Origin of the sequence: Streptomyces sp. R33, from assembly GCF_041200175.1 — a bacterium.
GTDB classification, from domain to species: domain Bacteria; phylum Actinomycetota; class Actinomycetes; order Streptomycetales; family Streptomycetaceae; genus Streptomyces; species Streptomyces katrae_B.
Genome location: NZ_CP165727.1, coordinates 171,665 through 184,098 on the forward strand (window position 1 = coordinate 171,665; position 12,434 = coordinate 184,098).

The following is a 12,434-nucleotide window of genomic DNA, read 5'->3' on the forward strand; positions in this document are numbered from 1 at the left end:
CCGCAGTGGTGGCGGCTGTGCTGGGGCCGGTGACCAACTACGCCAGTGAGGCGGTGCCTGGCTGGGCGGCGCAGGCGTGGGTGATCTGGCCGGTGTTCGCCGTGCTGGTGGCGGTCAGCATCGGGCTGGTGCTGTGGGGCCGGCATCTGGATGCCGCAGCAAGGCCCCCGGCGCGGCTGGCACCGGTGAGCCGACTGGCCCGAGGCCAGCAGGCTTCGTTACGCCCCCCGTATGTTCAGCGCGTGCGGGGGCGTGAGGGCGAACTCGCCGTGCTGGCAGGCATGCTTCGGCGGCCACAAGGCCGGTTCGCGGTGCTGTGCGCGGTCGGCGGGATGGGCAAGACAACGGTGGCCGCGCAACTGGCCACCCAGGCCGAGGCGGCGGGCTGGCGAGTGTTTTGGGTGCGCTGGCGCGACGGTGCCGAGCTGGCGCAGCAGATGGTGCAGGCGGCGCTGGCCTGCGGCCTGCCAGAGGCAGAGCTGGCGGCCGCGCGAGCGGGGCAGGCGAGCCTGCCGGATGTGGTCTGGCGACAGTTGGGCCGGGTGCGGCGGTGGCTGCTGGTGGTGGACAACGCCGACGAGCCGCACGAGATCGGCCCGGCAGGGGAGCCGGTGGCGGACTATCGCGGCTGGATCCGTCCTCACGGCCGGGGCTTGTTGCTGGTGACCAGCCGGGATGGCAGCGAGCAGACCTGGGGTCCGTGCGCACAGCTGCTGCCACTGGAGCCGCTGCCGGTGCGGCCTGCGGGGCAGGTCCTGCTGGACGCTGCTCCCGCAGCCGGCACCGCCGAGCAGGCCCGGGAGCTGGCGGCGCGACTGGGCGGGCTGCCACTGGCGTTGCACGCGGCTGGCACCTATCTGGCCGGACCCACCAGCCGCTACCGCACCTTTGCCGCCTACCGCCAGGCCCTGGAACAGGAACTGCCGTTCTTGTTGGGAGCGGCGGACCCGAATGCCTCCCATCCGCAGGTCGCCCGCGCCGTGGTACGGCACACCTGGGAGGTGTCCTTGGATCAGCTCGCCGGGGAGGGCAACGCTTTGGCCCGCCCCGTGTTGCGACTGCTGGCCCTGCTGGCTCAGGCCCCCGTCCCACTGTCCCTGATCACCCCGGACCTGCTATCCGTCGTCACCGGACACGACATCACCGCGGTGGCCCTGGAGGCCGCGTTCGCCGGCCTGCACCGCTACGGTCTCCTCAGCCTGCCCGACTCTCCCGGCAGCACCGGCCCGGCGTCGGGCAGCAGTGAGGGGGCGCAGGTGGTGCTGCATCCCCTGATCCGAGAGATCAACGCTGTCGCCCTCGCGGCCGAGACCTCCGATCTCGCCGTGTGGCACCGGGCTCTTGCCGAGCGGCTGACCACGGCTGTGCACGAGGCCAACCAGCGCGGGCGCGCTGGTTGGCCTGCAGCCGTGCTCCTCGCCCCCCACCTGCCGCTGCTGCCCGACTACGCGGACCCGCGCACCGCCACACACCACCGCACCACTCTCAACGCCCTGGCACAGGTGCTGCAGAAGGCTGGCGCTTTCGGTGCGGCGCGCCTGCTGCATGAACGGGTCCTCGAGGTCGAGACCCGCATGCTGGGCCCCGAGCACCCCGATACCTTGACCAGCCGCAACAACTTGGGCAATGCGTTGTTCGGAATGGGAGAGCCGGCCGAGGCAATACGCCTGCTCCGGCAGACCCTGGAGGACCGCGCCCGCATCCTGGGCCCCGAGCACCCCGATACCTTGACCAGCCGCAATGACCTCGCATGCGCTTTGGATGGGACGGGTGAGCATGCCGAGGCGGTGGGTCTGCTGCGGCAGACCCTCAACGACCGTACCCGTGTCCTGGGCCCCGAGCATCCGCATACCCTGGCCAGCCGGGACAGCCTCGGTCTCGCGCTGGATGGGATGGGCGAGCACGCACAAGCAGTGCGCATGCACCGGAGCTCCCTGGAGGACCGCATCCGTGTCCTGGGCCCCGAGCACCACCTCACCCTGCTCAGCCGCCACAACCTCGCCAGCGCCCTGACCAGGGCGGGTGAGCAAACGGAAGCGATACGGCTGCTGCGGCAGGCGCTCAACGACCACGCCCGCGTTCTGGGCGACGGGCATCCGCACACGCTGGCCAGCCGGGACAGCCTCGGTCTCGCGCTGGACGGGATGGGCGAGCACGCACAAGCAGTGCGCATGCACCGGCAGACCCTGGAGGACCGCACCCGCATCCTGAGCCCCGAGCACCCGGATACCCTTGCCAGTCGCCACAACCTCGCTCTCGCTTTGACCAGTGCAGGTGAGCGGGCCGAGGCGATAGACCTGCTGCGCCGAACCCTCGATGACCGCGTCCGCATCCTGGGCGACGAGCACACGCATACCTTGAGCACCCGCAACGCGCTGGAGACAGCGCTGGCCATGTCCACCCAACGGCCACAGAGCCGGTGGTGGCACTGGCTGCGGCGAAGGAACGTCGCAGCCGGTGGCGGTTGAGGAGGCCCTGTATCCCCGAGCCGCCACCAAGCGACAAGTAGCACTCTGTAACTATTGTTGCATTGCGTGAGCTTAGCGGTGGTTGGGTCCACGGCTGTGAGTGTCGGCAAACGACCGTCTGCCGACACTCACACCCGCGATCACGAACCCGCAGGTGGGCACCGTCGACAACCCGCGTCGGAAATCAACGTCGGAGAACGGTCCTTCGGGTAGTTTCCAACAATCTTCTTGGCTACTGACGCACTTCGACGGCCAACCAGAACCCCGATCATCAGATTGCCTGTCCGCCCGCCTCGCCCAAGCCCGCCGCAAGGAGCGGTTCCCGGACCTCATCGACCCGCTGCGCGAGGTCCACATACCGCCGGCATGGCCGGACACCGGTGCGTTCCTCCGGGCTGCCCCCGACTGGTTCGCTCTGGACCGGACCGCCGGCCAGGCGACCGCCCTCTACGTGGCCTGCGAGAAGGACACCCTGCGGGCCCAGCTCACGGGCTGGATGGAGCGTTCGGGCATTCCCGTGCTCGTCGTCCGCGGCTTCGGCAGCCAGAGCTACGTCCAGGTCGTGCGCGAGTGTACGGCCCGGGACGAGCGGCCTGCCGTGCTGCTCTACGTGGGGGACTTCGGCGACCATGCGGACCGCCCGTCTGCGCAGCTCAAGAGGATAGAAGGAAGGGCGCGCCATGACTCGATCCTTTCATGGAATCGAGTCTCTACCGAACCCGGAGCGGTTCAGCCAGGATCGTGTCCTACCGGCGGCACCGAACACCGCACCGGAGTGCAGATCGGCAACCAGTGAGCAATCCGGCAGGCGGGGATGATGTTGCAGTCCGAAATGAGCGGATCCCGCCCCATCATCGACGGGGCGGGATCCTGACATCTCAGCAGTCACCGGTATGGACGCGGACCGGGAGCCGGCCCACGGGCGGGCCCTCGCACGCAACTTGCTCGTCAGCCTTCAGGGCGATTGGCGCCTGCCGCTTCCCGAGATTCACATTGTGCGATCACGGCTCTTCTGCAGTTCAGGCCACAGCCGTGTCCCACTCGATGGCCTTGAGTCGGCTATTGAGACGGTAACTGGGACCGTTGATGGAGATCACGTCGCAGTGACGCAGGAGGCGTCGCGGATCGCGGTGGCCAGGACTTCATCACTGAACACCTGTATGACCTCGAACAAGACCTTCAGTCGCCTCGTCCGCCCGTCCGCCACCCTGGGCAGCGGCAGCGGCCAGGGCGGCGGATGCGCGTGAAGGATGGCAGCCGGATGCGGATCGGCTATGGCCTCACGTTCCCGGGACGCTTTCCGGGCAACTGTCAGAGGCCTGCCCGGGCGAGGATCCGATCCATCTGGGCCCTTGGCAGGGCGGGGTTGGCCGCCGCATCATCGGCGACCTTTGGTTCGGGGTCCGCAAGCAGCAGCTCCAGCAGTTCCGTGGTGATGTTGGGGTGGCGGGCCGTGCCGGCACGCAGGAACGAATCCGCGCAGGCTGCGAGCTGTCGCAGGTCCGCAACAGGCAGCTCGGGGTCCTTCAGCGCGAGGACGCGAACTCTTGGGTCCGGCTCGTCCATGAAACCGCGCAACGCCTGGCGGGGGAAGTTGGGGTGGTCCACCAGCAGCGGTCGGACGTGGGAGACCTCGCCGTGGGTGCGAAGCAGCTTGAGGAGGACGTGCGGCGGTGTGCTGGGCCGGTGGGCGGCCGCGCGGCGCACGGACACGTCGGGGTCGGCGTCCAACTGCGACCAGGCTTCATCCGGCAGGTCGCGTCCGGCCGCCACTTCTCGCCGGAAGACCGCATGCGGGCATTGCAAGTAGGTCAGCCGCTCGGCGAGTGGGGCGTCCCGCAGCCAACTCGGGCTGTAGGGCGACCAGTGGAGGGCGAAAGCGGCCGCGTCGCTGCCGGCCGCGTCTTCGGCCTCCACCCGCGCGAGCAGCCGGTCCCGGGTCTGGGGGGCGGTGTGGCGGTTGTAGGCCACCGACGCGCACCGCCGGGTCCTCGCTGTCCAGCAGATGGGTCACCATGTCGGCGGTCAGGTGAGGATTGCCGGCCACGGCGTGCAGTACGGCCTCCTCCCCCGTGGCCAGCAGCCGCGCGAACTGGTCGGGCGTCAGCGGAAGATACTGACTTCCGCTCGTTGGGGTGAACCGTTGTGAAGTCCCTGATGGGTGTGGGTGGGTGCCTGTATCCGTGGTGTGTGAGATATGCGGATGGGGGCGGGCTGACACCTGCGGGGCGTCAGCGCCGGGAGACGGTACGGATGCAAGCGGCCGAACTGTTCGAGCAGCAGATCGCGGTGTCGGAAGTCGCACGTAGGCTGCGGGTGAGCGTGAAGTCGGCGTATCAGTGGCACCAGTTGTGGCGGGATGGTGGCGTTGAGGCTCTGGCCTCCCGGGGGCCGAGCGGGTCACGGTGCCGCCTGTCCCCGCGGTGCCTCGAAAAGCTGGCGGGGTTCTTGGAGGAAGGTCCGGCCGCGCATGGCTGGGTGGAGGACAGGTGTGGACCGCATCAAGGGTGGCGATCTTGATCGGCAGGAAGTTCCACGTCTCCTACAGCGTCTCCGGTGCCACCCGGTTGATGCACCGGCTCGGCTTCAGCCCTCAAGTCCCCGCCCGGCGGGTCGCTGAGCGCGATGAGCAGGCCGTGACCGCGTGGAAGGTGGCGACCTGGGCGGAGGTAAAAGGGTCCGGGCGGCCTGCGGGGGCTACGTCTGCTTCGAGGATGAAGCCGGCTTCACCCGACGGTCGCCCCGGGGAGGGACCTGGGGCCGGCGGGGCCGCACTCCGGTCGTGACGGTCAGCGGCCGGCGTTCGGGACGGCTGTCGGTGGCCGGGCTGATCGCGATGCGGCCGGGTTCGAGAACCCGTCTGTGTCACCGCCTCCAGACTCACCCAGCCGGCAAAGGAACACGTCGCAGTATGAGCGAGCGGGACTTCATCGCGCTCGTCGACGGAACCCATCACCTGGTCAGGGCGCCGATCGTGCTGGTCTGGGACCGGCTCAACACCCATGTCTCCCGCAGGATGCGGGAACTCATCGCCGAACGCGAGTGGCTGACGGTGTTCCTGCTGCCCGCCTACTCACCCGACCTGAATCCCGTCGAAGGCGTCTGGGCCCACGTCAAGCGCAGCCTCGCCAACCTCGCTGTCATGGCCCTCGACCGACTCGAAGCCCTGGTCCATAACCGGCTCAAACGCCTTCAATACCGGCCCCACACCCTCAACGGCTTCATAGCCGGCACCGGCCTCACCCTCGACACCCCATCTTCACCTTGAAACGCCGAAGTCAGTAACGCCCGACGTGGGCCTGGACGGCCGGATCGGCGAGGCAACGCTCGTAGAGCATCTCCGGAACCCCCGGGTGCTCGCTTCGGCTAGCCGCAGCACGGACATCGGGGTCCGGATCGGTGAGCAGTGCCACCTGCACGGCCATCGGCCGGTCCCGCCAGACAACTGCGACCATCGCACGCAGCTTGGGGTCGGAGGTGGCCGCGAGTTCCAGCGGCGGACGGTCGTAGGCCTCGACCAGGTCCTTGATGCCCATTGGTACCGCGCGTTCCACCATGTGCCGGACGAAGTCTGCGAAGGCGCTGCGGATCGCAGGGTCGGGGTGCGCGGCGATCCGGCGGCGCATCGCCGGGGAGATCCGGCGCCCGTGCAGGCTTACTGCAGTATCGCTGCCGCCGTTGGTCAGTAGGGCTTCGACCACCGCATCCGGTAGCTGCCCCTTGCGCGACTCCAGTCCGTGCCGGCCAGCCGCGTGCGCAGCCAGGCGCACCATGACGTCCGCTGGGGCAGCGGGGTTTCTCCCCAGCCCGGACAGCAGCGGCTGTTTGAGATGGACCATGCGCCCACGCTAGCCGGGCTGCCCCAGCGGCCCGCAACCGCCCCTACCCAACACCGCGTCAGCCGCGGGTCTACCGCCGGCCTGTCGACCGCCTCCCCGCCGGCGAGACCAGCCGCGTCCGCGACTTCCAGCGTGCCAAGGCCGCTGGGCGTCAGCGTTGAGCGAGCGCTGAGGGCTGTCCTACCTTTCAGGCGTGGGTCTGCTCCGGTCATTCGTAGGATCGGAGGACCCGGGGGCTCCGGGTATGGCTGTAAGAACTGCTATCGGAATGACTTCAGGCGTCGCCAGCAGATGAGTGAGCAAGCGAGGCTGAGGAAGGCTTCGTGGATGTCGTCGCGGACTTCCCAGCGGATCCGCAATCGGCGGAACCAGTGGAGGTGGGCGAAGGCCCGCTCGACAACCCAGCGTTCGGTGCCGAGGCCGGAGCCGTGTGGGACGCCGCGTCGGGCGATGACGGGTTTCACGCCCAGGGCCCAGGCCAGGCGTCGGTACTTGTCATGGTCGTAGCCGCGGTCCCCGAGCACCGTGTCGGGCCGCCGACGGGGCCGGCCGCGCTTGCCGCGAACCGGTGGGACGGCCTGGAGGAGGGGGATGAACTGGGTGACGTCGTTGCGGTTGCCGCCAGTCAGGATGGCGGCAAGCGGAATGCCGGTGGCATCGGTGATCAGGTGGTGCTTGCTGCCATTCCTGCCCCGGTCAACGGGGCTTCGCCCTGTTTTGGAGCCCCCTTTAACGCGCGTATGTGGGAGCCGTCGACCACGGCCCGCGAGAAGTCCAGAGCGCCGGCCCCGCGGAGCCGGGCCAGAAGGGTCTCGTGCAGCCGCGGCCAGACGTCGGCCTCGGTCCACTCAGCCAGGCGCCGCCAGCAGGTCATGCCCGATCCGAACCCCAGTTCCTGCGGGAGGTGTTCCCACGCGATCCCGGTGTGCAGAACGAACAGGATGCCCTGGAACACCAGCCGGTCCGGATGCCGCTTCCGACCAGGATGACGAGTCCGTCGCTCCACCCTCGGCAGGAGCGATTCGATCACCGCCCAGAGTTCATCGTCCACTTCCCACGGCTTCCGCCGAGCCACCCCACACCCCCAGATCAACGTTCTCAGGGACATCCAACCAGCCCGAAGATCATTTCGTTAGGGGTTGTAAAGGCTGAGCCGCTGGATGGCTTACGGGACTTGGCCGCCCGGAGCCCCGCGACGACTCGACCGCTGATTGGGAGACGCGACTCGATCGCTGCCGTAGGACAACGTCGGCGAGGTCGTCTGCGAAATCAGTTCGAGACGACTGCCGGAGGGGAACTTGCCTGAGATCTGGGCCGGAGTGGACATCGGCAAGACGCATCACCACGCCGTGGTGATCAACGCAGCGGGCAGCCGGCTGCTGTCTCGCCGGATCCAGAACGACGAAGCTGAGCTGCTGGTGCTGATAGGCGATGTGCTGGCGATATCCGAAGACGTGTTGTGGGCCGTCGAGCTTAACCATGGCGGTGCCGCCCTTCTGATCGGCTTGCTTACCGCCCATGACCAGCCGTTCGCGTATTTGACCGGCCTGGCAGTCCACCGGGCCTCGGCCACCTACCGCGGTGAGGCAAAGACCGACGCGAAGGACGCCTGTGTCATCGCCGACCAGGTCCGCATCCGCCGGGACCTGGGCCTGCTCAGACCCGGGGACGAGATCGCCGTCGATCTACGCACCCTGACTACCCGGCGCTTGGACGTAGTCTTCGACCGCACCCGGCAGATCAACCGTCTCCGGGCCCAGCTGCTGGAGCTCTTCCCTGCTTTGGAGCGGTCGCTGGACTTGACCAACAAGGGTCCGGTGATGCTTCTGACCGGCTACCAGACTCCGGCTGCCATCCGCCGCGCCGGCGCGAAGCGGATCGAGACCTGGCTGAAGAACCGCACGGTCAAAGGCGCCGTCACACTCGCGCACACCGTCGTGGAAGCCGTCCAGGCCCACGGCACCGCCCTGCCCGGGAGAAAGTGGCTGCCGCCATGGTGGTCCGCCTCGCGAAGGGGGTGATGGCTCTCGACGAGGAGATCGCGGAGCTCGACGCGCTCATCGAGGCCAGGTTTCACGAGCATCCACACGCCGAAGTGATCCGCAGCCTGCCCGGCATGGGGCCCAGGCTCGGAGCCGAGTTCATCGCCGCAACGGGCGGCGACGTGGACGCCTTCGGGAGTGCCGACTGCCTGGCCGGCTTCGCCGGCCTGGCCTCTCAGCCCCGAGACTCAGGACGCGTCAGCGGCAACCTGCGCAGACCCCGCCGCTACCATCGCGGCCTGCTTCGGACCATGTACTTGTCGGCGATGGCCAGCCTCAAGTCCTGCCCGGCCTCGAAGGCGTACTACCGGCGGAAACGGAACGAAGGGAAGGGCCACAAGCAAGCTCTCCTGTCCCTCGCATGCCGACGTATCAACGTCTTGTGGGCAATGATTCGTGACGGAGAGCGCTGCAGGCCTTCACTCCCGGTCGCGGGAACGGCTTGACATCAGCATTGGGAAGTCCCGTAAATGATCTTTGAAGGGTCCCGAGTCGTTTCTGACCATCAACCGCCGATGCGATCAACAGGAGACTCCCCCGTGTGGGGGATCACGATCGTCCGCACGGCCGACGCCCTGTCGTCGGAGGTTCGGCGACGGTGGAGTCATGCCGATCAACCTTGCTCTGGGTGACACCGAGCGTCCGGTTCCGCGTTGGGCGCTCCGTTTCGCGAAGGCCCTCCCGTTCGTCGTCCTGCCGCACTGCCTGTGGAGGCTGCCGTTCGCCTTCGGCTTCTCGATGGGACTGGTAGATCCGTCGGCACCGTCCATGCCGTGGTGGGCCTCGGCCTACGTGTTCGGGCTGAGCGTGCTCACCGAGGCACTGGCCCTGCTCTGTACCGGCCTGGTCAGCGGGTGGGGCGAGAAGGTCCCGGACTGGGTGTCGCTGATCGGCGGTCGGCGGGTCGCGCCGCTCGCCGTGATCATCCCGGCGGTCTTGGGTGGACTGGGCCTGGTCGCGCTGTGGGACACCATGCCCCTTGCCTGGTTCGGCCTGATGGGCTTTCACGAGGTCGCCTTCAGCAACGGCTGGTGGATGGTCCTGGCACGTGTGTGCATCAGCCCGGTGATGCTGTGGGGCCCGATCGTGCTCGCCCTTACCTACGCCTACTACCGACGTCGCAGAGCAGTCTGACTCCCACAGGCCAGGCGGTGTGAACTGTGATGATCTCGACGTGGCTGGTGTGATCACGGCGTCAGAGCCGTCCTGGATAGCCCCGTTCACCGGGTTGAGCCCGCCTGCCTTCGGGAAGTTGGTGACGGTTCTGCGGCGCGAGGGTGCGGATGCGATTCGCAAGGCCCTGCCGTTCAGCCTTCCGCTGGAGGACCGGGCGCTGCTGGTCGCGGCGTACTGGCGCACGAACCTGACGATGCGGCAACTCGCACCGCTGTTCGGGGTGTCCAAGTCGGCAGCAGACCGCATCATCGACCATCTGGGGCCGATGTTCGCGCTCCTGCCCCGCAAGCGGTTCGCCAAGGACACCGTGCTCATTGTGGACGGCACCCTGGTCCCCACCCGCGATCACACCGTGGCCGAGCAGTCCAAGAACTACCGGTACTCCACCAACCACCAGATCGTCATCGACGCCGATACCCGCCTGGTCGTCGTGGTCGGCCGGCCGCTCGCCGGGAACCGCAACGACTGCAAGGCCTGGGAGGAATCCGGCGCCAAAGCCGCCATCGGCAAGACACTCACCATCGCCGACCGGCCACTCGACCAGCAGTGGAGGTGTCCGACGCCCGCCGCGACCGACGGCCCGCGGTGCAGCCGCACGCCTACGATGCGGAGTCCGGCTACGGGCTCCGCATCGTGGACACCCTCGCCTCCGACTGGGGGGCATGGACCGGCTGATCGGCAAGACGGTCTGGGCCGAGCTGGCCCACCGGACGAGTGCGCGGACGTAGGCGCCGACACCCCCTGTCAGTGGCAGCCGTTATCTTGCGCTCGGCAGGATCGGGCGCGAGCAGGCGGTGGCAGATGGAACGGGGATCGGGGACGGTCGTCGAGGTGGGGTACGCGGAGGGCTGGGACCCGGCGTCCCGTACCCCCGGGCGGGCGCTGTCCGCCGGGGAGGCGCGGGCGCGGGACGCCGAGGGGCTGCCGTACGCGGTGATGCACCGGGTGCCGGGGAGCGAGGTGCCGGCCGAGGTGCGGCTGGTGTCGTGGGGCGCGGGCTTCGTCGAGGTGTGGGCGTACGACGAACAGGGCCGCCGGACACTCGAAGCGGAACTGAGGCTGCTGGTCGACGAGGAGCGGCTGCTGAACCGGCGCGCGATCAGCTGGCGCTACCCGGATCCGGTGACGGCGGAATTCGCCCAGGACTGCCCTCGTACCGTGGTGGAGGTCTTCCCCGACGGTACGGGACGGATCTCACACCAGCCCGAGGGCATGCGAGGCTCCTCGCTGGAGGCCGTGCTCACGGTGCCGGAAGAGCGGCTGTGGTCGGCCCGCCCAGGGTTCGGAGAGTGGCGGCCGCTTCCGGGCGGCGAGCACCTGCCGGACTGGGTGCGGGTGCACTTGGACACCGTCGGGATGCCCGAGGCTTCCGTGCCGTGGCGTCGGGAGTCATCCCGCATGTTCTCGTCCGTCGACTTCGATGCGCTCTTCCGTCCCGGTACGCGCATGTCCGGTCCCTACGGCGACGAGATGACCGCCGTGGAGCCGAGGCGGACCGGCACCCTGCGCGTGCCGAGCGGCGTGCTGGCCGTCGACTGCCCCCTGGACCATGACGGGCCGCACTTCAGCATCGCCGTCCCGCCGGGGGAGCACGTGCTCGACGAGGCGCAGGCCGCCTTCCTCGACGGCTGCGAGTCGTCCACGGCGGTCCGGCTGCGCGTCGGGGAAGCCCCGGCCGTGTCCTGGGAGATGGCCCTCAGGCCGTGCGACGACACCAGGCTGCTCGGGGAGGGCGAGGCGTACGGGTTCGGTACGGACGGCGCGATGGGCGCCTTCGCCGATGCCGGGGCGTGGGGCCCGCTCCAGCGGCTCTCCCGGCAGGTGATGGAGGACAACGACCCGGAGGCGTGGAAGTACAGCACCGACTCCGCCTACTTCCTCCGCACCCGCGAGCCCGGCTCCGGCGCCGAGCTGGTGGCGTTCGCGGTGGGCTCGGACGGGGTCCATCCCGTCTGGGTGGGGCGGTCGGCAGACGGGGACGTGGTCGGTGTGGTGGTGCTGGTCGAAGGAATGCCCGACCTCGTGGCGCCCTGAGCCCCGGTCTCGCTGGGACCCGGGATGCTCCTATGGATGTCAAGCGGGCCCGTCCGATCCCGCGATCGGACGGGTCCCTCGCCATTGCCTCGGAGACCTGCATCGGGACCTCGACCCGCGCAGCCCCGCCCGGCAGTCAGGGGCGCCTCGTCGTGTCGGGGCTGGCGAAGTGGAACGGCACGCCGAGGTGGGCGGCGCTCGTATGCCTCGGACATCATCGAGTTGGCGAGCATCGCCAGGACCGACCCGGCGGCGAACCCTTGCACGTAGCGTCCGTCGGCCACGGGCAGACGATCAGCGATCGCCTCCGTGAGCTGCCGCAACTGCGTGTCAGGCTCGGGGACGAGATGCAGCACTTCCGGGAGCCGTCCACATCTCTCGAACCGCACGTCAAAGGCCTGGGGGCCGCCCAACACGTCCGCGAGAGCGGAGTAGATAAGCGCATCTATTCGGCTCTCACCGAGGAACGGGAAAAGCACGGTGACGTGGGCTGGAACCCCGGCCTGGGCCGAGGGGCCGAGCCGTTCACGCCATCCGCGGACGGACGGCTCCGCCTCCGGGATCCGGACTATCAGCCCGTCTGGCCCGCCTGAAACGTCCTGGTGCTGTCATCTGCCATGACACCGCATGGTGTCACCTCTGTCGCAGACAGCACGGCTCCTTTTCCGCCGAACGATCACGAACCGATCTCCGAAACCGGTCGACGAGCGGGACGACCAAGGTGCTGCCGATATTTCCCGTGAACATCCAGAGTGCCGGTGATCACTGAACGCCGCCGGAACCCCCGAACAAACGCTGTCGGTTGACGGTCCTGGCACATATTCCGTGAGAGCGGTGGACGAGTCTCTCCTGATCGGCAGACTGCAGAGATGCGG

11 protein-coding genes and 4 pseudogenes are annotated in these 12,434 nt (G+C 68.7%); 11 read left to right on the top strand and 4 right to left on the bottom strand.

All coding sequences use genetic code 11. The annotated features are described in order from the left end of the window. The first annotated feature begins 29 nt into the window (after positions 1-29). The 3 genes from fxsT to AB5J51_RS00925 all read left to right on the top strand — a co-directional run bounded on the left by fxsT (position 30) and on the right by AB5J51_RS00925 (position 3,715). The gene (fxsT, locus tag AB5J51_RS00915) at positions 30-2,468 is read left to right on the top strand and encodes an FxSxx-COOH system tetratricopeptide repeat protein (RefSeq protein ID WP_369776406.1); all 2,439 of its coding nucleotides are present in this window, start codon (positions 30-32) and stop codon (positions 2,466-2,468) included. Positions 2,469-2,622: 154 nt separating this feature from the next. Continuing rightward, positions 2,623-3,264, top strand: a complete 642-nt coding sequence (locus tag AB5J51_RS00920; RefSeq protein ID WP_369776407.1) for a hypothetical protein — start codon at positions 2,623-2,625, stop codon at positions 3,262-3,264. Positions 3,265-3,571: 307 nt separating this feature from the next. After that, on the top strand, positions 3,572-3,715 hold the full coding sequence (locus AB5J51_RS00925; protein ID WP_369776408.1) for a hypothetical protein: 144 nt from the start codon (positions 3,572-3,574) through the stop codon (positions 3,713-3,715). Between the two features lie 64 nt (positions 3,716-3,779). Here the strand turns inward: AB5J51_RS00925 and AB5J51_RS00930 are convergent, their stop codons facing one another. After that, positions 3,780-4,439 (bottom strand): hypothetical protein, encoded by a 660-nt coding sequence (locus AB5J51_RS00930; protein WP_369776409.1) that lies wholly within the window; start codon positions 4,437-4,439, stop codon positions 3,780-3,782. A 282-nt stretch (positions 4,440-4,721) separates the two neighbouring features. On the opposite strand from AB5J51_RS00930, the gene AB5J51_RS00935 reads away from it, so the two are divergent. From AB5J51_RS00935 to AB5J51_RS00945, 3 genes and pseudogenes are all read left to right on the top strand, one after another. After that, on the top strand, positions 4,722-4,988 hold the full coding sequence (locus AB5J51_RS00935; protein WP_369776410.1) for a helix-turn-helix domain-containing protein: 267 nt from the start codon (positions 4,722-4,724) through the stop codon (positions 4,986-4,988). Next, a pseudogene (locus tag AB5J51_RS00940) lies at positions 4,976-5,059 on the top strand (winged helix-turn-helix domain-containing protein); the annotation flags it as partial. The gene AB5J51_RS00935 and the pseudogene AB5J51_RS00940, both read left to right, overlap by 13 nt. Positions 5,060-5,112: 53 nt before the next feature. Further along, a complete protein-coding gene (locus AB5J51_RS00945; protein ID WP_369776411.1) occupies positions 5,113-5,736 on the top strand; it encodes a transposase in 624 nt (207 codons plus the stop codon). Positions 5,737-5,746: 10 nt separating this feature from the next. On the opposite strand, the gene AB5J51_RS00950 is transcribed toward AB5J51_RS00945, so the two are convergent. After that, the gene (locus AB5J51_RS00950; protein WP_369776413.1) at positions 5,747-6,307 is read right to left on the bottom strand and encodes a hypothetical protein; all 561 of its coding nucleotides are present in this window, start codon (positions 6,305-6,307) and stop codon (positions 5,747-5,749) included. A gap of 260 nt (positions 6,308-6,567) precedes the next feature. Beyond that, positions 6,568-7,415, bottom strand: a protein-coding gene (locus AB5J51_RS00955) for an IS5 family transposase (protein WP_369776274.1) whose coding sequence is annotated in 2 segments (ribosomal slippage) — positions 6,568-7,040 and positions 7,040-7,415 — 849 coding nt in all. Because the reading frame shifts where the segments join, the coding sequence is not laid out codon by codon here. Positions 7,416-7,605: 190 nt separating this feature from the next. On the opposite strand from AB5J51_RS00955, the pseudogene AB5J51_RS00960 reads away from it, so the two are divergent. The 5 genes and pseudogenes from AB5J51_RS00960 (at position 7,606) to AB5J51_RS00980 (ending at position 11,559) form a co-directional block, all read left to right on the top strand. Continuing rightward, positions 7,606-8,795: pseudogene (locus AB5J51_RS00960) on the top strand (IS110 family transposase). A gap of 160 nt (positions 8,796-8,955) precedes the next feature. Continuing rightward, on the top strand, positions 8,956-9,483 hold the full coding sequence (locus AB5J51_RS00965; protein ID WP_369776414.1) for a hypothetical protein: 528 nt from the start codon (positions 8,956-8,958) through the stop codon (positions 9,481-9,483). Between the two features lie 40 nt (positions 9,484-9,523). Continuing rightward, a pseudogene (locus AB5J51_RS00970) lies at positions 9,524-10,054 on the top strand (transposase family protein); the annotation flags it as partial. A gap of 23 nt (positions 10,055-10,077) precedes the next feature. Next, entirely contained in the window at positions 10,078-10,200 is a 123-nt protein-coding gene (locus AB5J51_RS00975) for a hypothetical protein (RefSeq protein WP_369780414.1), read from the top strand. Positions 10,201-10,326: 126 nt separating this feature from the next. Next, complete coding sequence (locus AB5J51_RS00980) at positions 10,327-11,559, top strand: DUF4241 domain-containing protein (RefSeq protein WP_369776416.1); 1,233 nt, start codon at positions 10,327-10,329, stop codon at positions 11,557-11,559. 338 nt (positions 11,560-11,897) lie between these two features. Here AB5J51_RS00980 and AB5J51_RS00985 read toward each other — a convergent pair. Next, positions 11,898-12,134 (bottom strand): annotated as a pseudogene (locus tag AB5J51_RS00985) (2'-5' RNA ligase family protein); the annotation flags it as partial. Between the last annotated feature and the right edge of the window lie 300 nt (positions 12,135-12,434).

Excerpts from the sequence above, each read along its gene's own strand:
- AB5J51_RS00965 (WP_369776414.1), top strand. The coding sequence starts at position 8,956 with ATGCCGATCAACCTTGCTCTGGGTGACACCGAGCGTCCGGTTCCGCGT.
- AB5J51_RS00950 (WP_369776413.1), bottom strand. The coding sequence starts at position 6,307 with ATGGTCCATCTCAAACAGCCGCTGCTGTCCGGGCTGGGGAGAAACCCC.
- AB5J51_RS00935 (WP_369776410.1), top strand. The coding sequence starts at position 4,722 with ATGCAAGCGGCCGAACTGTTCGAGCAGCAGATCGCGGTGTCGGAAGTC.
- AB5J51_RS00980 (WP_369776416.1), top strand. The coding sequence starts at position 10,327 with ATGGAACGGGGATCGGGGACGGTCGTCGAGGTGGGGTACGCGGAGGGC.